Origin of the sequence: Streptomyces sp. NPDC001678 (assembly GCF_042892945.1) — a bacterium.
Taxonomy (GTDB): domain Bacteria; phylum Actinomycetota; class Actinomycetes; order Streptomycetales; family Streptomycetaceae; genus Streptomyces.
In genome coordinates this window covers 22,154-37,768 of the sequence record NZ_JBIAUP010000017.1, presented here as the reverse complement: position 1 = coordinate 37,768, position 15,615 = coordinate 22,154, and the positions used below count along the sequence as shown (strand labels likewise).

Below are 15,615 nucleotides of genomic sequence, written 5' to 3'. Positions count from 1 at the left end.
GCGAACGCTGAGCGGTCACGCATCCCGAGCGCGGCCGACAGACACGACCCCTGCCTGGGCCTGATCGAACGGAAATGGACGGAAATGCGTCCGAAGAGCTTGATGACAAAAGGTGAGAGGCTCAGCATGAGCAAGACCAATGCGACGATGACCGAGGTGTACAACCATGCCCTGGCTGCCTGGGCGATCAGCGCAGCCTGGGAGATCGGCGCCTTCGAGGAACTGCGGGAGGTCGGCCCGCTCGACACCGACGTGTTCGCGGCCGACCGCGGGCTGGACGCCCGCTCGGTGCACGAGCTGTTCCGCGCACTGGCCGCGGCGGATGTGGTCAGCCGGGAGGACGGCAAAGTCAGGCCCGGGCCGAACTTCGACGAGGCGGACCGCGCCAAGTCGCTGTTCCACTGGATGACACGGGGTTGCGGCGAGTTGTTCAGCACGCTTCCGGACTTGGTACGTACGGACAACCGGACAGGTTCCTTCTACCGGCGGGACGCGGCGGCGATCAGTGTCGCATGCCGCGAGATCAACGCCCAGTGGTGGAACCCGGTCTTCCTGCCCGTGGTGAACGAACTGGACTTCACCTACGTGGCCGACCTGGGCTGCGGCAGCGGCGAGCGGCTGGTCCAACTGACCCGGACGCGGCCGGGCGTACGGGGCCTCGGCATCGACGTGGCCGGCGGGGCAATCGACGTCGCCACCAAGGCGGTGGCCGAGGCGGGCCTGTCGGACCGTATCCGCATCACCCAGGGCGACGCCACAGCCCTCGAACCGCGTCCCGAGTACGCGGGCGTCGACCTGCTGACCTCCTTCATGATGGGGCATGACTTCTGGCCGCGCGCCGAGGCGGTCGCGTCGCTGCGGCGTATCCGGGAGGTCTTCCCGGACCTGAAGCACTTCCTCCTCGCCGACGCGACGCGCACGACCACGTACGCCGACCAGGACATGCCGATCTTCAGCATGGCCTTCGAGTTCGCCCACGCGGTGATGGGTGATTACCTGCCCACCCTGGAGGAGTGGAAGCCCGTCTTCGAGGAAGCCGGCTGGCACCTCACGGGTCACTACCCCATCTCCGTACCGGCGGACAGCGTGATGTTTCACCTGACGCCGGCCGAGTGACCTCCACGCGGCCGCCCGGGCGCTCTCGGCACGGGGGTGTACGGGCGGTCGCGTGTTGGGGACCGTCTCGTCGCTACGGGCAGCGCGCCCCGCGCATCGCAAACCCTCCAGCCGCCGAAACGCCTCGTCCCGGCCGCCGCCTCGCCCCCTCCACCGGCCCGGCGGGGGTTCCCCACCTGTCGCCTGCTCTCAGCGCTCTCCCCTATGCCGGGGGCCGTGATGGTGAGGGCCTGACCAGGTCGAAGGCCTCTCGGGCGACGTCGCGCTCGGGGGGCTTGCCCTCCTTGAGGCGGCGCTCACAGCCCGAGGACAGCGGCCCGATCCATCTACGTCGGAGTGGCAAGGGCGGTGTGATTGGGGTTGTTTACCACCCTCAGAGAGATCGGGGGAAACGTGGGCAACCGACAGAGCGGCATCGTGAAGTGGTTCAACGAGGAGAAGGGGTTCGGCTTCATCACCCCTTGGGGGCGATTGCAATCATTGGCACAGGACACCGGCCAGGGCGCTGCCCTGCTCCGGGTCAGCCGACGGCTTCCGACGTCGGGTAGCACACTGTTCGCCACTGGTCTGGCATGCCGGTCGGTCGCTACCCACCCGGCGACAGCTTCCGGACGCTGCCGCTCAGCGGGGTGCAGGGAGGCGTTCGCCTACCGGTCGCCACCATGGTTGAGCTGGTGCGAGCTCCGGCAGCCCGAGGGGTACTCGATAGGGCCTGACTCCGCACAAAGCGGCGAAAGACGCCTCCGTGCTCAGCCGCTCGGGATTGTCGCCCATGGCGATCAGGAGGGTCACAGCGGAGTCCGGGCCGATACCCACCGGCGCGAGCAGCTGCGGGACATGGCGTTCAACGAGCCCGGTCAGTCGCTGATTCAGCTCGTCGACCTGCCCGGTGAGCTGCTCGATGCGCTGAGCCAGCATGCTCAGGGCCATGAGGGTGGCGTCAGTCACGGGGTTCGCATCGCCCCCCGTCGGCCTCGCCCTCGTGCGAGCTGAGGCGTGCGCACGTGCGGAACAGTTCGCGGTTACCCAGGGCGGGCAGCCGTTCCCGCAGGGCCGGGTCGGCTATGACTAGGCCGGCCGGCCTTGAGCTGGTTGATCGCCTGGGTGTGGGCCGTGACCGTCCGAGCACTCTGCACCGGACCGTCGCCGCTTTTCGGGTTAAGAGAAGATCTTTAGCCACTGGTGTGCAAGCACCGGCGGTTCGCCCCTACTCGGCATGGGGCGGGGATCGCACCGGGAGAGCCTGCCCCCAGCTACGCCTTCCCCCCAACAGGCGAGCAGCCCGGAGATGACCCCTTTCAGGGGCCGTCGGAACACGTCGGCGAATTGCCGAGGGTCGGTTGTCGAGCCGTTTCGAGGACTACACGGCGACGGCCTCCAGCTACACCGATACCAAAAAGAGGCAGGATGTCCGCGTACTCGCCGGGCGTACACCGGCACAGAGTGCGTGGGCGCTGACCAAGCCTGCACTGGACCACGGTCGCCACCGTGCGCGATGTCATCGACGACCTGGACGCTCCCTTCAGCTCCCCCACGGCTCCTGGATGCCGTGGAGGTGACCGTGAGCCGGACGCTCTCACTTCCACCAGGATGCGGATCTGCTGGCCACCCGTAGCTGATGACGCAGTGTTCACCAGCAATCGCGAACGCATTCTTCTGACTCCGCGCCACTTCGCCTACCAGCCAACACGCGCTCTGGACCGTGCACGTGCTGTCGCTCTGGCCGAGCTCAAGGCTGTCAGCACCCTGTGTCATGATGCGGATGCGTCCCAGGGGAGTGGGGCGCGGTCTACTGATTGTCAGGGGTTGGGGATGGGCGCGGGTACGGAGCCGGACGGTTCGTCCAGGTCCGACGAGGAGTGGGAGCGGTTTCTGCGCGAGTCGGTGGCGGGTGCCGCCGACGCGCCCAAGGAGCCGTCGGCGCGGGCCCGCACCGTGGCGCAGCGGCTGCGCGCGGAGCCCGGCCGCGGGTCGGAGGGCTGGCGCAGCTACACGCCCGCGCAGCCCGGGCGGCGCAAGGTCTGGTACGTGGTCGGGCTGCTGGCCTCGCTGGTGCTGCTGGTGGTGGCGCTCGCGCCGGGGCGGATAGTGGAACTGTTCGCGGACACCGACTCCCAGGCACCCCCGAAGAAGGGGGCCCGACTCCCCACCATGGCCGAACCGTTCCGCGGTTCGCCAGCGGCAAGCTGGGCGGACGGAGCAGCGGGGATCACCGTGCCGAAGGCCGAGGCGGTCGGCTGGATGAGCGCGGCCGAGGTCGAGCAGGCCCTCGCCCGCAGCCGGGACTTCCTCGTCGCCTCCAGCCTGGACCGCGGGGTGCTGCGGGGCGAGCGGCCCGACAAGGCGATCGCGCTGATCAACCCGCGCCAGAAGGATGTCCAGGACCTTCTCGCAACCGCTTTCCGCACCCCGAGCGAGAAGAACGACCCCCTCCTCCTCTTCAGCCGCTTCCAGCCCTCCCGCACCCATCTGGTCGGCGACGTCGTGAAGACCCGGGGCCGGCTCAGCTACCGGGAGGGCGAGCGCGGCGCGCTCCAGGTGACCGCCGACGTCACCTTCGTCTACCCGGTCACCCGCGCGGACGCGGGCGGCGACGACGAGATCGTGCGCACGATCGTCCGCCGCGAGCTGGTCCTGAATTGGGACGATCCCGCGAAGGTGAGCACCGAGCCGGGCACGTTCTCGATCGTCTCGTACAAGTACGACATGACCAACGGCGGCTGCGGCGCCCCCACGGGCTACTTCACCCCGCCCTTCGGCACCGACCGCCGGGCGGACGGAGCCGGCAAGGAGGTCGACCCCTACGACCGCAGCACGCCGGTCGGGGGAGGCGACTCCTCGGGGGGCGAGTGCGACAGGGCGACGCGGTCCTAGCGGGCGTCACCCGGTGAAGGCCGCCCCCACCCCGAGGGCGATGAACATCCCGCCGCCGATCCGCCTCCAGCGCCAGCCGGTGGACGACTGGCTGTGTTCGTGAGAACGGCCCTCCTCACCGCGACCGCCGACCACCTTCCAAGCCTTCCTGGGCCTCCTAGGCCAGCACGAGATTGCCCGGTCGAAGTCCTCGTGAACACCCGGCAGTTGACCACGACCACCCAAGATCACCGGCAGAGTCAAGCCGAGGAAGACCGAGACGGCCTCGTATGGCTGTCGGCAGGGAAAGCTTGGGGCGGCGTTCCTGGAGCGCCTCGCTGCCGACGCGGGACGGCGTCGGCAGCAAGGGGGACGGCGGACGCGGTGGCGTCCGCTTCGAAGCGAGATCAGTCGAGGACGTCGGGGATCGGCTTGGTGTTGCTGCGCAGGAGGGCGGTCCTGGAGCTGGCGGCCGGGCCGAGGGCCCAGTCGGAGAGCGCCATGGAGTCCATGTAGCGTTCCTCGTCGTTCAGCAGGACACCGATGATGGTCTTGCCGTTGCGGGTCACGGAGAAGACGAGGCACTTGCCGGCGGCCGTGGTGGTGCCGGTCTTGACGCCGATCGCGCCCGGGTACCCGTAACCGGTGGGGCGCGGCTGGACCAGGAGGTTGCTGTTGCTCCAGTTGGCGACGGTGGCGGTGCCGCCGGTGCTGTACGTGGCGGTCTTCACCAGGGTCTGGAACAGAGGGCTGGTCATCGCGTGCCGGGTGAGCTGCGCGAGGTCGCGCGGGCTGGAGAGGTTGTTGCCGGTCGCTGAGATGCCGTCGAAGGAGTCGAAGACGGTGTTGGCCATGCCGAGTTCCTTGGCCTTGGCGTTCATCTTCGCGATGAAGTCCGCAGTACGGGCCGCCATGGTCGTGCCCGTACCGAAGGTGTCCGCGAGGGCGTACGAGGCGTCGCAGCCCGACGGCAGCATCATCCCGTACAGCAGCTGACGGACCGTCGGGGTCGCCCCCGCCTTGAGCTGGGCCGAGCTCGCACCCTTGGCGTAGACGTAATCCAGGTACTCCTGCTTGACGGTGACCTTCTGGTCGAGGTTGAGGCCCGGCAGGGAAGTGACCACCACCGCGGTCATGATCTTCGTGGTGCTCGCCATCGGGCGCTTGGTGTCGGCGTCCTTGGCCATGAGCGCGGTGCCGTTGGTGCCGTCGATCACGATCGCGCCGGCCGCGGTGAGGTTCGGCACTGCCGCGGCCTGGGCGGGAGCCGTGGCCGTGAACAGGGCACCGGTGGCTATGGTCACCGCGAGCGCGCCCTTGGCGCGCCGCATCAGGTTGGAGATCACTTCAGTCCTTGATCGTGTTGAAGAACCCCGGCTGGGCGGCGCCACAGAGGCTCCTGCCATCCGGGAAATCGCGTGACCGGGTTCCCTGCTGCGGTGTCAGCCGGAGCCGGGAACCCGGTGGGTTGCGGAGGCGTGGGTCGGGCGGTGTGCGGGTCAGCCGCGGGCCTTGATTCCCGGCCGTTCCGTACCCAAGGCCGCCTGGACCGCGCCGTCCGAGTGATGTGTCGTCTGCGCTGGAGCAGCTCCGCAGGAAGTGTCCCGGCCGCGTGCGACGGCGGGCCGGTGGGTCAGAGCTGGATACCCGGGGCGAACGTGCCGTTGCCCCTGCCGCGGTGGAAGGACATCTTGGCGCCCTTCCAGCTGACGATGTCGATCTTGCCGTCGCCGTCGACGTCACCGGTGACGATCTTCAGGTCGGTCCAGATGTTGCCGGCCGCTGCCAGCTCGCCTGCGTCCAGGGTTCCGTTGGCGTTGCCGTTCCAGTGGACCAGGGAGCCGTTCTCCCAGACGCCGACGACATCGTCACGGCCGTCGCCGTTGAAGTCACCGGTGCCGAGGATGATGACGTTCTTGAAGGAGGTGTCGGGCCAGATCTTCTTGCCGCCGGTGAAGTCGAGCAGGCCGTTCGTGCCGACCTTGTAGGCGTACAGCTCGCCGTTGGAGCGGGTCGCGAGGACGCCGTCCTTCGCGCCGGCGGCGTCGAGCTTGAAACGAGTGAGGTGCTTGAGCTGGGCCCAGGTGGCCTTCTCGGGGCTGAGGACGATCGTGGTGTTGAAAGTGCCGTCCCCCTTGCCGGTGTGCAGGAGGATGCGGTCGCTCTCCCAGACAGCGGCGATGTCCTGCTTGCCGTCGCCGTTGAAGTCGCCGGCGAATATCCGCTGGACGCTCTTCCACACACCGGGGGTTCCGACGGCCTTCGGGGTTGCCTCGAAGGTGCCCTCGCCACGGCCGCGGTAGAGCTGGAGAGTGCCGCCCGTGTCGACGCCGACCAGGTCGGCCTTGCCGTCCCCGGTGAAGTCCGCCAGGGCACGGAGGTCGGTCAGGTTGGTCGTGTCGGGGCCCGGCTCGGTGACGTTGCCCTTGATCCACTGCCCGAGGTCGTCGACACGGACGGCGCGAGCCCCCCTGCGGGTCTCCCCCTTGGGCGCGCCGAGGCAGGAGCCGAGCCAGGAGCCGGTGGTCAGGGCGACCACCTCGTGCCGGCCCGCGTTGTCACGCGTGAGCGGGCCGCCCGCGTCGCCCTGGCACAGTGCCGCGTCACCGGTGGGCTCAAGGTCGACGACCGCGGCGGTGGTGGCGGTGACGTTGAACTGGCCGCTGTTGAGCTGACCCGGGACCCAGCTGGTCGCGGTGCGTCCGAAACCGGCGCTGTGCAGGGCCTGCCCGGCGGCGGGGGCCTGGCTGGACAGCAGTGCCGGGGTGACATTGGCGACCGGCGTGCTCAGCTTGAGCAGGGCGACGTTGCGCTCCGGGTGGACGATCACATCGGTGGCCTCGACGACGGCGCCGGTGGTGCTCGCATTCAGGTCCGCGCGGCCGACGGTAACGGTGGTCTTGGCCTGGAGCTTGCCGCTGACGGGCCGGCCACTGGTGGCCGACACACAGCTGGCCGCCGTAAGGACGTAGCTCTTGTCGACCAGGACACCCGAGCAGCCCTTGATGTGATCACCGAAGACGATGTTCGCGGTGAAGGCGCGACTTCCGTCGGTGACCGGTGCGCCGGACAAGGAGGAGGCGGGCGTTGCGGTGAGCACGCTCGCGGTGGCCGCAGCGACCGCGACGGCGGCCGCGACCCGCGGGTGACGGAAACGATGGGAAAGCATCAAGGAGTGTCTTTCGGGAGAGTACGTACGTGGTTTGCGTGGTCACGGTCGTCGCTGACGAGCCGGCACCGGAGGTGATGACCGACCAGCCGGTGACGCGGACTTCCATGAGGAGCGATCGGACCAGGTTGCGCGCGATATTCAGCCGAGGCCGCTGCGCGATGCCCGCACGGTGTGCGTGGAGAGCGTGCCACCCGGGCTACGGGGGCGGCCGGCCCAGCCGGCTTTCCGCCCCGTCGAACGCCTTGTGCGCGCGCCTTGTGCGCGAGAGCGGCATCGCCGACGCCGTCCGCGGCAAGAGGGTGATCACCACGGTCCCGGACGGATCCGTCGAGCGGGCACCGGACCCTGGTGGACCGGAACTTCGTCGGTGGACCGGAACTTCGCCGCGAGTGCACCGAACCGCTGCCGAGTCGCCGACTTCACGCACGTGAAGACCTGGTCCGGGGGCGTCTGCGTCGCGTTCGTCGTGGACGGTTCTCCCGCCGGATCGTCGGTTGGTCCGCCCCACCTCGAAGGAGTCCGGACTCGTCCAGGACGCTCTGGAGAAGGCCATGCAGCAGCGCGACCGCGACGGTTTCCCTTACCGGAGTGGTGAGTTGATACACCACGCGGACGCCGGGTCGCCATACACGGGATTCCGGCTCGCCGAGCACTTGGACGGCGCCGGCATCGCAGCTTCGATCGGCAGTGATCGGCAGCGTGGGCGACGCCTACAGCAACGCCCCGATGGTATCGGCCATCGAGCTTTTCAAGACCGAGCTCGTGAAAACCGGGGGCGCTCCTGGAAGGCGCTTTCCCAGCGATGTGGGCGCCCCGGGCGCGTGTGTGCTACTTGGAGGTCCTGATCTCAAGGAGCACGAAGTCGCGGCCCTGTTTGTCGGCGGACTCACCCACGGCGGTCCAGGCGTTCTTGTCGACGGTGAAAGTCTTCTGCTCGGCGCCGGCGGACATCTCGACCCGCGCGTCGTAATCGTTTCCCTTGACTCCGAAGACCGCCGGTATCTCCAAGCTCAGGTAGCCCTTGTCCCCGGTGACACGGAAGCACACCTTCTCGTTCTTGTGCGAGAAGACCTCCATCAACTCCGGTGCGCCCGTGCATTCGGCCAGGAGTATGTGCCCGTCTCCGCTATTGAGCTTTATCTTCTGCTCGGCGAGGATTTTATCGGCGTTCGGGTATGCGAAGTTTTCGACGGCGTCGGGCGGGCCCTCATCGGCGACCGCCTTCGTTGCGATGGGTTCCGTGCCGGATCCACCAGTCACACCGCCCGCAGCTGCGATCCAGGTCAGAGCCCCTGCAGCCACAGCTGCACCGACGATTCGCCGGATTGCACTACGTGCCTTCATTTTCGTCCTTAGTGTCGATCCAAGATGTTCGCGAGCATGCGTGAAGGCGCAATGAAAGAAGGGGCTCGCCCAGCTTCTCACGGCCCCCCGTCGATGGCTGCCCGACGCCGTCGAAATGGACATTCGGCGGTGTGGCGCACTTGCTGGCGATCTTCCGAATGAAACCAAGCCATGCGTCATTCAGCCAAGAGAATAAATGGCTCTATTACCGGACACATCACCCGCCGGAGAGGTGACTCGTGTCACACCATGGAATGGTTGCAGCGGTTTTGCGAAAAATTGGGGGCGAGATTCAGCCATCTTTCGGTCATTGCGCCGGTTGGGTTCCGGCCAGTTATGTTCCGGGCGTGTGCGCTGCATAAGGTCGGGTCATCGCCGTTCCGGTGAAATATTCCCGGGCAAGATTCGGCCTCGATCTCGAGGAATCGGAACCAGAGAGGTTCTTTCGTGCAGGAAACGTTTTGGAGCCGGCGCCGTTTCGCCACCGCCCTCGCGGCGAGCGCGGCCGCCGTATCGACTCCCCTGCTCTTCACCACACCCGTACGGGCAGCCACCCGCGCCGCCGCCCCGGCCGGCGACGCGCTGGCGCTGCCGGACACGGATCGGGCCAAAGCCGTCCAGGCATGGATCCTGGGCGGACGTTCGGTCAAGGAGGCGGCTGCCTACGCGCTCGCCGGCACCGACCGGGAGATCACGACCTTCCTCACCGAGCAGTTGCCGAAGGCCACGCGGATCGACAACCGTGTCGCCGCGTTCACCTACCTGGGCTTCGGAGGCAAGAGCGTTCGAAGGGACGCGAGCGCCGCCCTCAACGGTGGGGACGAGACGATAGCCGCGTTCGTCAAGGACGGCTTCCGCCCCTCGGTCACGGAGGACATGCGGGTCTCGACCCTCTCCGTCATGGCCAACGGCGGAAAGAGCGTCAAGCGGGACGGCAACGCCGCGCTGAGCGCCGGCACCGACCAGGCACTGGAGCAGTTCCTGCTCACCGGCCAGTACACCGCCAGGCTGGAGGACATGCGCGTAGAGATCATGCGCAGCCTCGCCACGGCCGGCCCGGAGCTCAAGAAATACGCGAACCGCGCCCTGAGCGGGACCGCGGACGACGTGCAGTGGTACCTCGACACCGGGCAGCACATCGCGCGGGCACGGGACCAGGAGGCCGCCACCATCGCGCAGTTGGTCGCCGTCGTCGAGCGTGAGAGCGCGCGCGCCAGGGAGCAGACCGACCTGGCCGTCGAGGCCTCGGAGCGGGCGACGACAGCCGCGGGCAGGGCCAAGGAGAAGGCCGAAACGGCTGCGGCCGAAGCCGAGAAGGCACGGGACGACGTCCGGAGGTCCGCCGAGGCGGCCCGCCAGGCCGCCACCGCGGCCAGCGGCGCCGCGTCCGCCGCCCGGACGGCCATTCGTGCTTCCTCCGCCGCGGTCCAGGCGTCTCAGCGGGCGTCCTGGGCGGCCACGGCGGCCTCCCAGGCGGCAGCAGCCGCCGGATCGGCGGCCACCCGCGCCTACAACGCCGCGATCGCCGCGTCGAAGGACGCGTCGAGGACCAACGAGGCGAAGAACGCCGCCGTCGCCGCCCGCGACGCCGCCGCCAAGGCGTACTCCGCTGCCAAGGCGGCCGATGACGCAGCCGTCGCGTCCGAGCAGTCCGCGAACGCCGGCCTGGCCGCCGCCGACGCGGCCCGTGACGCCGCGGCCGCGGCCAAGGCCTCCGCCCAGGCGGCCGAGGCCTCCGGCGTCGCCCAGGACGAGGCGGCCGAAGCCAAGCGCCAGGCCGCGATCGCCTCCACCGCCGCCAACCAGGCCACCAACGCCGCCTCCACGGCCCAGGCACTGGCCTCGACCGCCGCGCGAGCCGCTCGTGCCTCGAACGCCGCGGCCAAGTCCGCCGCCGGACACGCCGAGAAAGCCGCCGATGCCGCCGAAGAGGCCGTCAAGTACGCCGGTCAGGCCATCGACTTCGCGAACAAGTCCACCGCCCACGCCGACGAGGCGGTCAAGGCCGCCAACCTCGCGACGCAGGCCGTCGCCGACGCGCTGACCGTGGAGAAGAACGCCCGCGCGGCCGAGGCGGCCATGCTGGAGGCCGACAAGCTGCAGGGCATGAAGGAAGCCGCGCAGCTCGCCCAGCTGGACAAGACCGAACGCGCGGCGGCCCTGAACAAGCGCACCCAGGCACAGCAGACCGCCCAGGCCACCAAGGACCTCATAGCCAAGGCGGAGCAAGCCCTCGGCAACGACGAGCTCACCGTCGCCGCCACCCTCGGCCGCCAAGCGGCCGTCGCACTGCTGGACTCCAAGGGCACCTGGACCCGTCAGGCCGCCCGCTTCGCACTCGCCGGATCCGACTACGACGTCCACACCTGGATCGACATCGACCGGCAGCTCGCCGAGTCCCAGGACAACCGCGAGACCGTCCTCTTCATCGCCCAGGTCTCCGAGCCGGCCGTCGCGAAGGCCGCGGTTCAGGCCCTCGCCGGCGGCGTCCCCGCGGAAGGGGACTTCAACACCTCCGGCGTCATCAAGTCACGCGCCGAGGACAACAGGGTCAACATCCTGAAGATCCTGCACGAGAAGCCCGGCAAGGCCGTCACCAAGGTCGCCAACGACGCGCTCAACACCAACACCCCGGAAGCCCTCCAGAAGTTCTTCGACGAGGACCTGGCCAAGGCCGTCGAAGAGGACGACGCCGTCGCGACCCTGACGGTCATCGCCAACGGAGACGCCTACTCCAAGGCCTACGCCGAGGTGGCCATGGAGGGCCCCGCGTGGATGCGCCGGAACTTCGTCCAATCAGTCCGGCATCGGGCCGCCCAGCTCGACTACGACTCCCTCAGCCACGCTGCCGCCATGCAGGCGGCCATCGCGGCGGCGGCCAAGATCGCCCAGGAGGCGCAGCGGGACGCGGCACTCGCCTCCCAGGTCGCGGCAGTGGCCCGGGACGCCGGCCAGAAGGCTCAGGAGTGGGCCCAGAAGGCGCTGGACTCGGCGAAACTGGCCGATGACTACAAGGATCAGGCCCGCCGGCACGCGGACGCGGCGGACAAGTCGGCCGCCGACGCCCAGGCTTCGGCGAACAAGGCCAAGGACGCCGCCGCCACCGCCCAAAGCGCCTCCCGCGCGGCGAACCACTCCGCGAACCGCGCCATCGACGCGGCCCGCAGCGCACAGGCCTCCGCCTACAGCGCACAGGCCTCCGCCGCCAACGCCCACCAGGCCGAGCTCGCCGCCGGCCGGGACGCCAAGACCGCTGCCAAGGCCGCCGCCGAGGCACGCCAGACCGCAGCGGACAAGCGAACGGCAGAAGTGAAGGAAGCCGCGCGCCTCGCCGCCGAGCAGGCACAGAAGGACCGGGACGCCAACCGCAACCCCTCCGACACGACGAACAACGACACGGTCAACCCCAAGGGAAGCCAGCCCGGCAAGGACGAATGGTGGAACGACGCCAAGTGGTGGGCTGACACCGCCGACAAGGTGAGCACCGCCGCAGGACTCCTGGCGACAGGTTTCGCCGTGTCGTGCGTGTTCTTCCCGGCGGCACCTGTTCTCGGCAGCATCGCCGCCGTCTGCCTCGGCGTCTCTGTCGTCGCCGCTGGAGTCAGCGCAATCGCCACCGGAATCGAATACGGCTTCACCAGCGGCGAATTCGTTTCCTCCGCGGGCCGCTCGGCACTGGGGCTCGTCACCCGTGGCGGCGGACGGGCGGCCACCGCTGTGGCCAAGCCCGTCGTCCGGACCGTGGAAAAGGCCGCCGGGGCTGCGTCCAAGATGCTCTACGACCTCGTCGCCTGACCGCCGATCCATCGGCCTCCGGCCCCTGGTCACGGGCCGGTTCAGCGGATCGGCCGGTGATGAAACGTTCCGTCAGGTCGGAGTGGCCGCCCTCGGAATTGCAGTCGTGACAGGTAGTCAGTGACGGGTTGATCACCAGGAATATTCACTGGCTGCATTTCCCGCCCCGGGCGGCAGAAGGCGATCCGGATCAATTGATCGCGCAGTGAGCCGGATTCCGCTCGGGGCGGCTTTCTACAGAGAGAAGACATGATTTCACCACGCAGGAGACGGATACTTCCCGGTCTCCTCCTCGTTCTGAGCCTCACCGCGACCGGCACCGCCGCCGCGGACGGCCAGGCCCTCGCCCCGGTCGGCGCCGGCAAGGCGCCGGCGGCGGAGGCGTCCCCCCGCACGTCGGGCGGCGTCGACCCGAACGGTCTGACCGGTGTTCGCGGCCCGAGCAAGACCCGGCCCGCCACGGTGACTCCCGGGGAGAAGTGCGAGCCCACGCCCGCCGGCTCCCGGGAGCGCAAGGCGGGAGCCGTGCGGGCCTGCGTCACCACGATCGCCACGCCGGCGCCCCCGACCCGGCGGCAGACCCGCGCCGCAGCGCAGCCGGCGGCCGCGGCTGCCGCCGCCGACACGGGCAGCTGTGCGATCGCGCCCCCCAGGACGTGGTACTACAACCGCTTCGCCTACTGCGTCCACGGCCTGACCGTGCTGTACACGCTCAAGGACAGCAACGACAAGGTCATCGGCACCGGAACGCTGGACGTTTCGAGCAGCGCCGTCCTGCCCGCCAAGGGCACGACCTGGAGCGAATTCGTCAGGGTGACCATGACCGGTGCGACCGGGGCCGTTACGACCCTGAGCCCGAACTTCAAGCCTGCCTGCTCAGCCGGCTGCAAGGTCACCAAGTCTCCCCGGTGGGTACGCAAGACCATAGTCAAGGACCAGGTCCTCACCGGCGATGTGGTCTACGAATCCACCCCGGCTCCCGGCACGAAGGTCGACTTCACGACGTCGTACGAGTTGTTCGTGACGTCTCCCGGCGCTCAGGTCACGGACCCGAGCGCCTCCTGGAGCAACCCGGAGAAGATCCGCTGCGACGACGCCGTGCGGGACACGACCACCGGCGCGCCCGACCCCGGCTGCGTCGTGCCCAGCATCATGCCGGTCGTCAGGATGAGCGACCAGCCGAACCCGCAGGGCTCGGGCGCCGCGGCGGCCGGCTACCTGTGGGCCCAGAGCAACCTCACCGGCTGGGGACGCGACAAGCCGCTGACCCGGGCAAAGGGTGACGTAGCCGGCCGGAGCGCTCGGACCTGCGGAACTTTCCAGGCCCGCACGGACCTCGTCGCGACCGACAGTTGCGGCGAGTTCCCCTTCGCGGAAACCCGTGAAGGAGGAATCGACGGCGCTCAGTGCGCCGAGCTCCTCCCCCGTCAGAGCACCCACGGGGGCTGGGTCACCGATGTGCTGGACGGCGGCACGAGCAGCCCTTGCGCACGCGCCCACGTTCCGCTCGCGGACAAGCAGGCTGCCGATGCCCAGCTCGCCGAAGGCTTCGTGAACCAGCGAGTGGTGGAAGACGACCAGTTCAAGGTGGAGATATCCGGTTCGATCGCCGAGCCGCTGGCCGTCTGCCGTCAGAACGCTCCCGCCGGATCGGTTCCCTCCGGCGACGGGTGGTTCAAGAACACCACCGAACCTGTCCCGCACATCAACAAGACCACCACCCCGCTGGGCCCGGCCGGTACTCGGGCGTCCACGGCACAGGCTTGCTTGGGTGTCGCCCTTGGACAGGGTTCCGATGCGAAGGGGGACATCACCGGCTGGTTGGACGCCGACCTGTTCCGCCAGGCCAACTCGACCACGGCCGGACTCGCCCGGTGCCATCTGATCCCCAACATCCTCGGTGGCAAGGGTGGAACGACCGATGGCGGACCGGACAATCTCTTCCCCTGCTGGCAGTCGGGGACGAACACCGGAACGCCCAGCATGCGGACCTACGAAGCCGTGGCCCAAAGGGCGGCGAGAAAGGTCAAGGACGGTGGCATCCTCGGGCCGAATGACGCGATCTTCTACCAGGTGACGCCGGACTACCGGAGTAGCGACAGCACGATTCCGCAGGGGGTCACGATGAGCGCTAGGGTCGAGCGGTCGGACGGATCGTCGCAGCCGCTGTTCCCCGACGTCTACATCACCAATACCCAGAGAAACACTGGGCTGCTGAACCTCGGAAACTAACCTCACCTGATTCGTGCCATCGGGAGCCAGAATGAGCCGTACCACCCCGCCGCGGCCGGTTGACGTCACCGCGGTCTTTCCTCAACTGGCCCCGCTGGCACGCCCGGCGATCCGGTTGCATCCCCGCCCCGGGTCTCCGACACCGCACGACAGTTCGGTCGGCGGGCCGCTGCTGTGGCCCGCCGACGAGCCGTGGCCACACTGCGACGAGTCACACAACCAGATGGACGACCTGTACGAGGCGTACGAGGTGTACGCCGGCCAGGACTACGAGTGGGACGACGGCCCGAACCCCATGGTGCCCGTGGCCCAGCTGTACGTGCGCGATATACCCGTGCTGCGACCGCCCGGACAGGCCGACCTGCTCCAGGTGCTGTGGTGCCCCTTCGAACACGAGCCGGACTACAAGCCTCCGACCGCACTGTTCTGGCGATCCTCCGCCGAGGTCACCGGTGACCTCGGCGCCCCGCCCGGCCCCTTCGCCGTGGAGTTCGACGGCTATATACCGCGGCCGTGCGTGCTCGCGCCGGAGCAGATCACCGAGTACCCCAACCCCATGGACCTGAACAAGGAGCTACAGCAGCAGCTGCGGGACTGGAGCAACTGGCAGGCAGCCGGATCCGCCCTGGACAGCTCCTGGGCCCCCTACCCGGATTCGTTCTACGACAGCCAGCTGTCCGTCGCCCCGGGATGGAAGGTCGGCGGCCGGCCCCCGTGGGGCCTCACCGACCCGATCGCCTGCTTCTGCACCGCATGTGGCGCCAAGATGGCCCCGCTGCTGACCATCGCCTCGAACGAATGGGACAGCAGCAACAGGGGTTGGGTCCCGTACGAGGACCAAGCGCTCGGCTCCCTCGACGACCCTTGTGTGGCGAACCCGCCCAAGGTCCAGGTATCCAGGGGAAACCACCTGCAGCTCTACGTCTGCCCGGAGTCCCCGGATCACCCGCACACGTCCCTGATCCAGTGAGCTCACCTCCGCGCTGAGCATCCCCGGCTGCCGTACGGACGCGCGCCTCGGCCGTTCCCGCCGGCGCCGGTCCAGGCGTGACAGCGCCCCCGCAACCAGGGTCGCTGTCGGCCGTCGATCAAGCGGCCGCTGT

9 protein-coding genes and 1 pseudogene are annotated in these 15,615 nt (G+C 68.9%); 6 read left to right on the top strand and 4 right to left on the bottom strand.

Annotation, left to right across the window (positions count from 1 at the left end; translation table 11 throughout):
• Nucleotides 1–126 precede the first annotated feature (126 nt).
• Both ACFYZR_RS27880 and ACFYZR_RS27875 read left to right on the top strand, forming a co-directional pair.
• A complete protein-coding gene (locus ACFYZR_RS27880) occupies nucleotides 127–1,116 on the top strand; it encodes a class I SAM-dependent methyltransferase (protein ID WP_391914996.1) in 990 nt (329 codons plus the stop codon).
• Nucleotides 1,117–1,509: 393 nt separating this feature from the next.
• Nucleotides 1,510–1,584 (top strand): annotated as a pseudogene (locus tag ACFYZR_RS27875) (cold shock domain-containing protein); the annotation flags it as partial.
• 153 nt (nucleotides 1,585–1,737) lie between these two features.
• Here the strand turns inward: ACFYZR_RS27875 and ACFYZR_RS27870 are convergent.
• Complete coding sequence (locus tag ACFYZR_RS27870) at nucleotides 1,738–2,064, bottom strand: transposase (protein ID WP_391914994.1); 327 nt, start codon at nucleotides 2,062–2,064, stop codon at nucleotides 1,738–1,740.
• A gap of 864 nt (nucleotides 2,065–2,928) precedes the next feature.
• Between ACFYZR_RS27870 and ACFYZR_RS27865 the strand changes: the two genes are divergently transcribed.
• Complete coding sequence (locus ACFYZR_RS27865; RefSeq protein ID WP_391914992.1) at nucleotides 2,929–3,990, top strand: hypothetical protein; 1,062 nt, start codon at nucleotides 2,929–2,931, stop codon at nucleotides 3,988–3,990.
• Between the two features lie 386 nt (nucleotides 3,991–4,376).
• Here ACFYZR_RS27865 and ACFYZR_RS27860 read toward each other — a convergent pair whose 3' ends face one another.
• From ACFYZR_RS27860 to ACFYZR_RS27850, 3 genes are all read right to left on the bottom strand, one after another.
• The gene (locus ACFYZR_RS27860; RefSeq protein WP_391915209.1) at nucleotides 4,377–5,300 is read right to left on the bottom strand and encodes a D-alanyl-D-alanine carboxypeptidase family protein; all 924 of its coding nucleotides are present in this window, start codon (nucleotides 5,298–5,300) and stop codon (nucleotides 4,377–4,379) included.
• A 302-nt stretch (nucleotides 5,301–5,602) separates the two neighbouring features.
• Nucleotides 5,603–7,138: an FG-GAP-like repeat-containing protein gene (locus ACFYZR_RS27855; protein WP_391914990.1), complete on the bottom strand. Its 1,536-nt coding sequence runs from the start codon at nucleotides 7,136–7,138 to the stop codon at nucleotides 5,603–5,605.
• 831 nt (nucleotides 7,139–7,969) lie between these two features.
• The gene (locus tag ACFYZR_RS27850; RefSeq protein ID WP_391914988.1) at nucleotides 7,970–8,485 is read right to left on the bottom strand and encodes a hypothetical protein; all 516 of its coding nucleotides are present in this window, start codon (nucleotides 8,483–8,485) and stop codon (nucleotides 7,970–7,972) included.
• A gap of 447 nt (nucleotides 8,486–8,932) precedes the next feature.
• On the opposite strand from ACFYZR_RS27850, the gene ACFYZR_RS27845 reads away from it, so the two are divergent.
• The 3 genes from ACFYZR_RS27845 (at nucleotide 8,933) to ACFYZR_RS27835 (ending at nucleotide 15,482) form a co-directional block, all read left to right on the top strand.
• A complete protein-coding gene (locus ACFYZR_RS27845) occupies nucleotides 8,933–12,280 on the top strand; it encodes an ALF repeat-containing protein (protein WP_391914986.1) in 3,348 nt (1,115 codons plus the stop codon).
• 525 nt (nucleotides 12,281–12,805) lie between these two features.
• Nucleotides 12,806–14,512: a hypothetical protein gene (locus ACFYZR_RS27840; protein WP_391914984.1), complete on the top strand. Its 1,707-nt coding sequence runs from the start codon at nucleotides 12,806–12,808 to the stop codon at nucleotides 14,510–14,512.
• 223 nt (nucleotides 14,513–14,735) lie between these two features.
• Nucleotides 14,736–15,482, top strand: a complete 747-nt coding sequence (locus ACFYZR_RS27835) for a hypothetical protein (protein WP_391914982.1) — start codon at nucleotides 14,736–14,738, stop codon at nucleotides 15,480–15,482.
• Nucleotides 15,483–15,615: the final 133 nt, after the last annotated feature.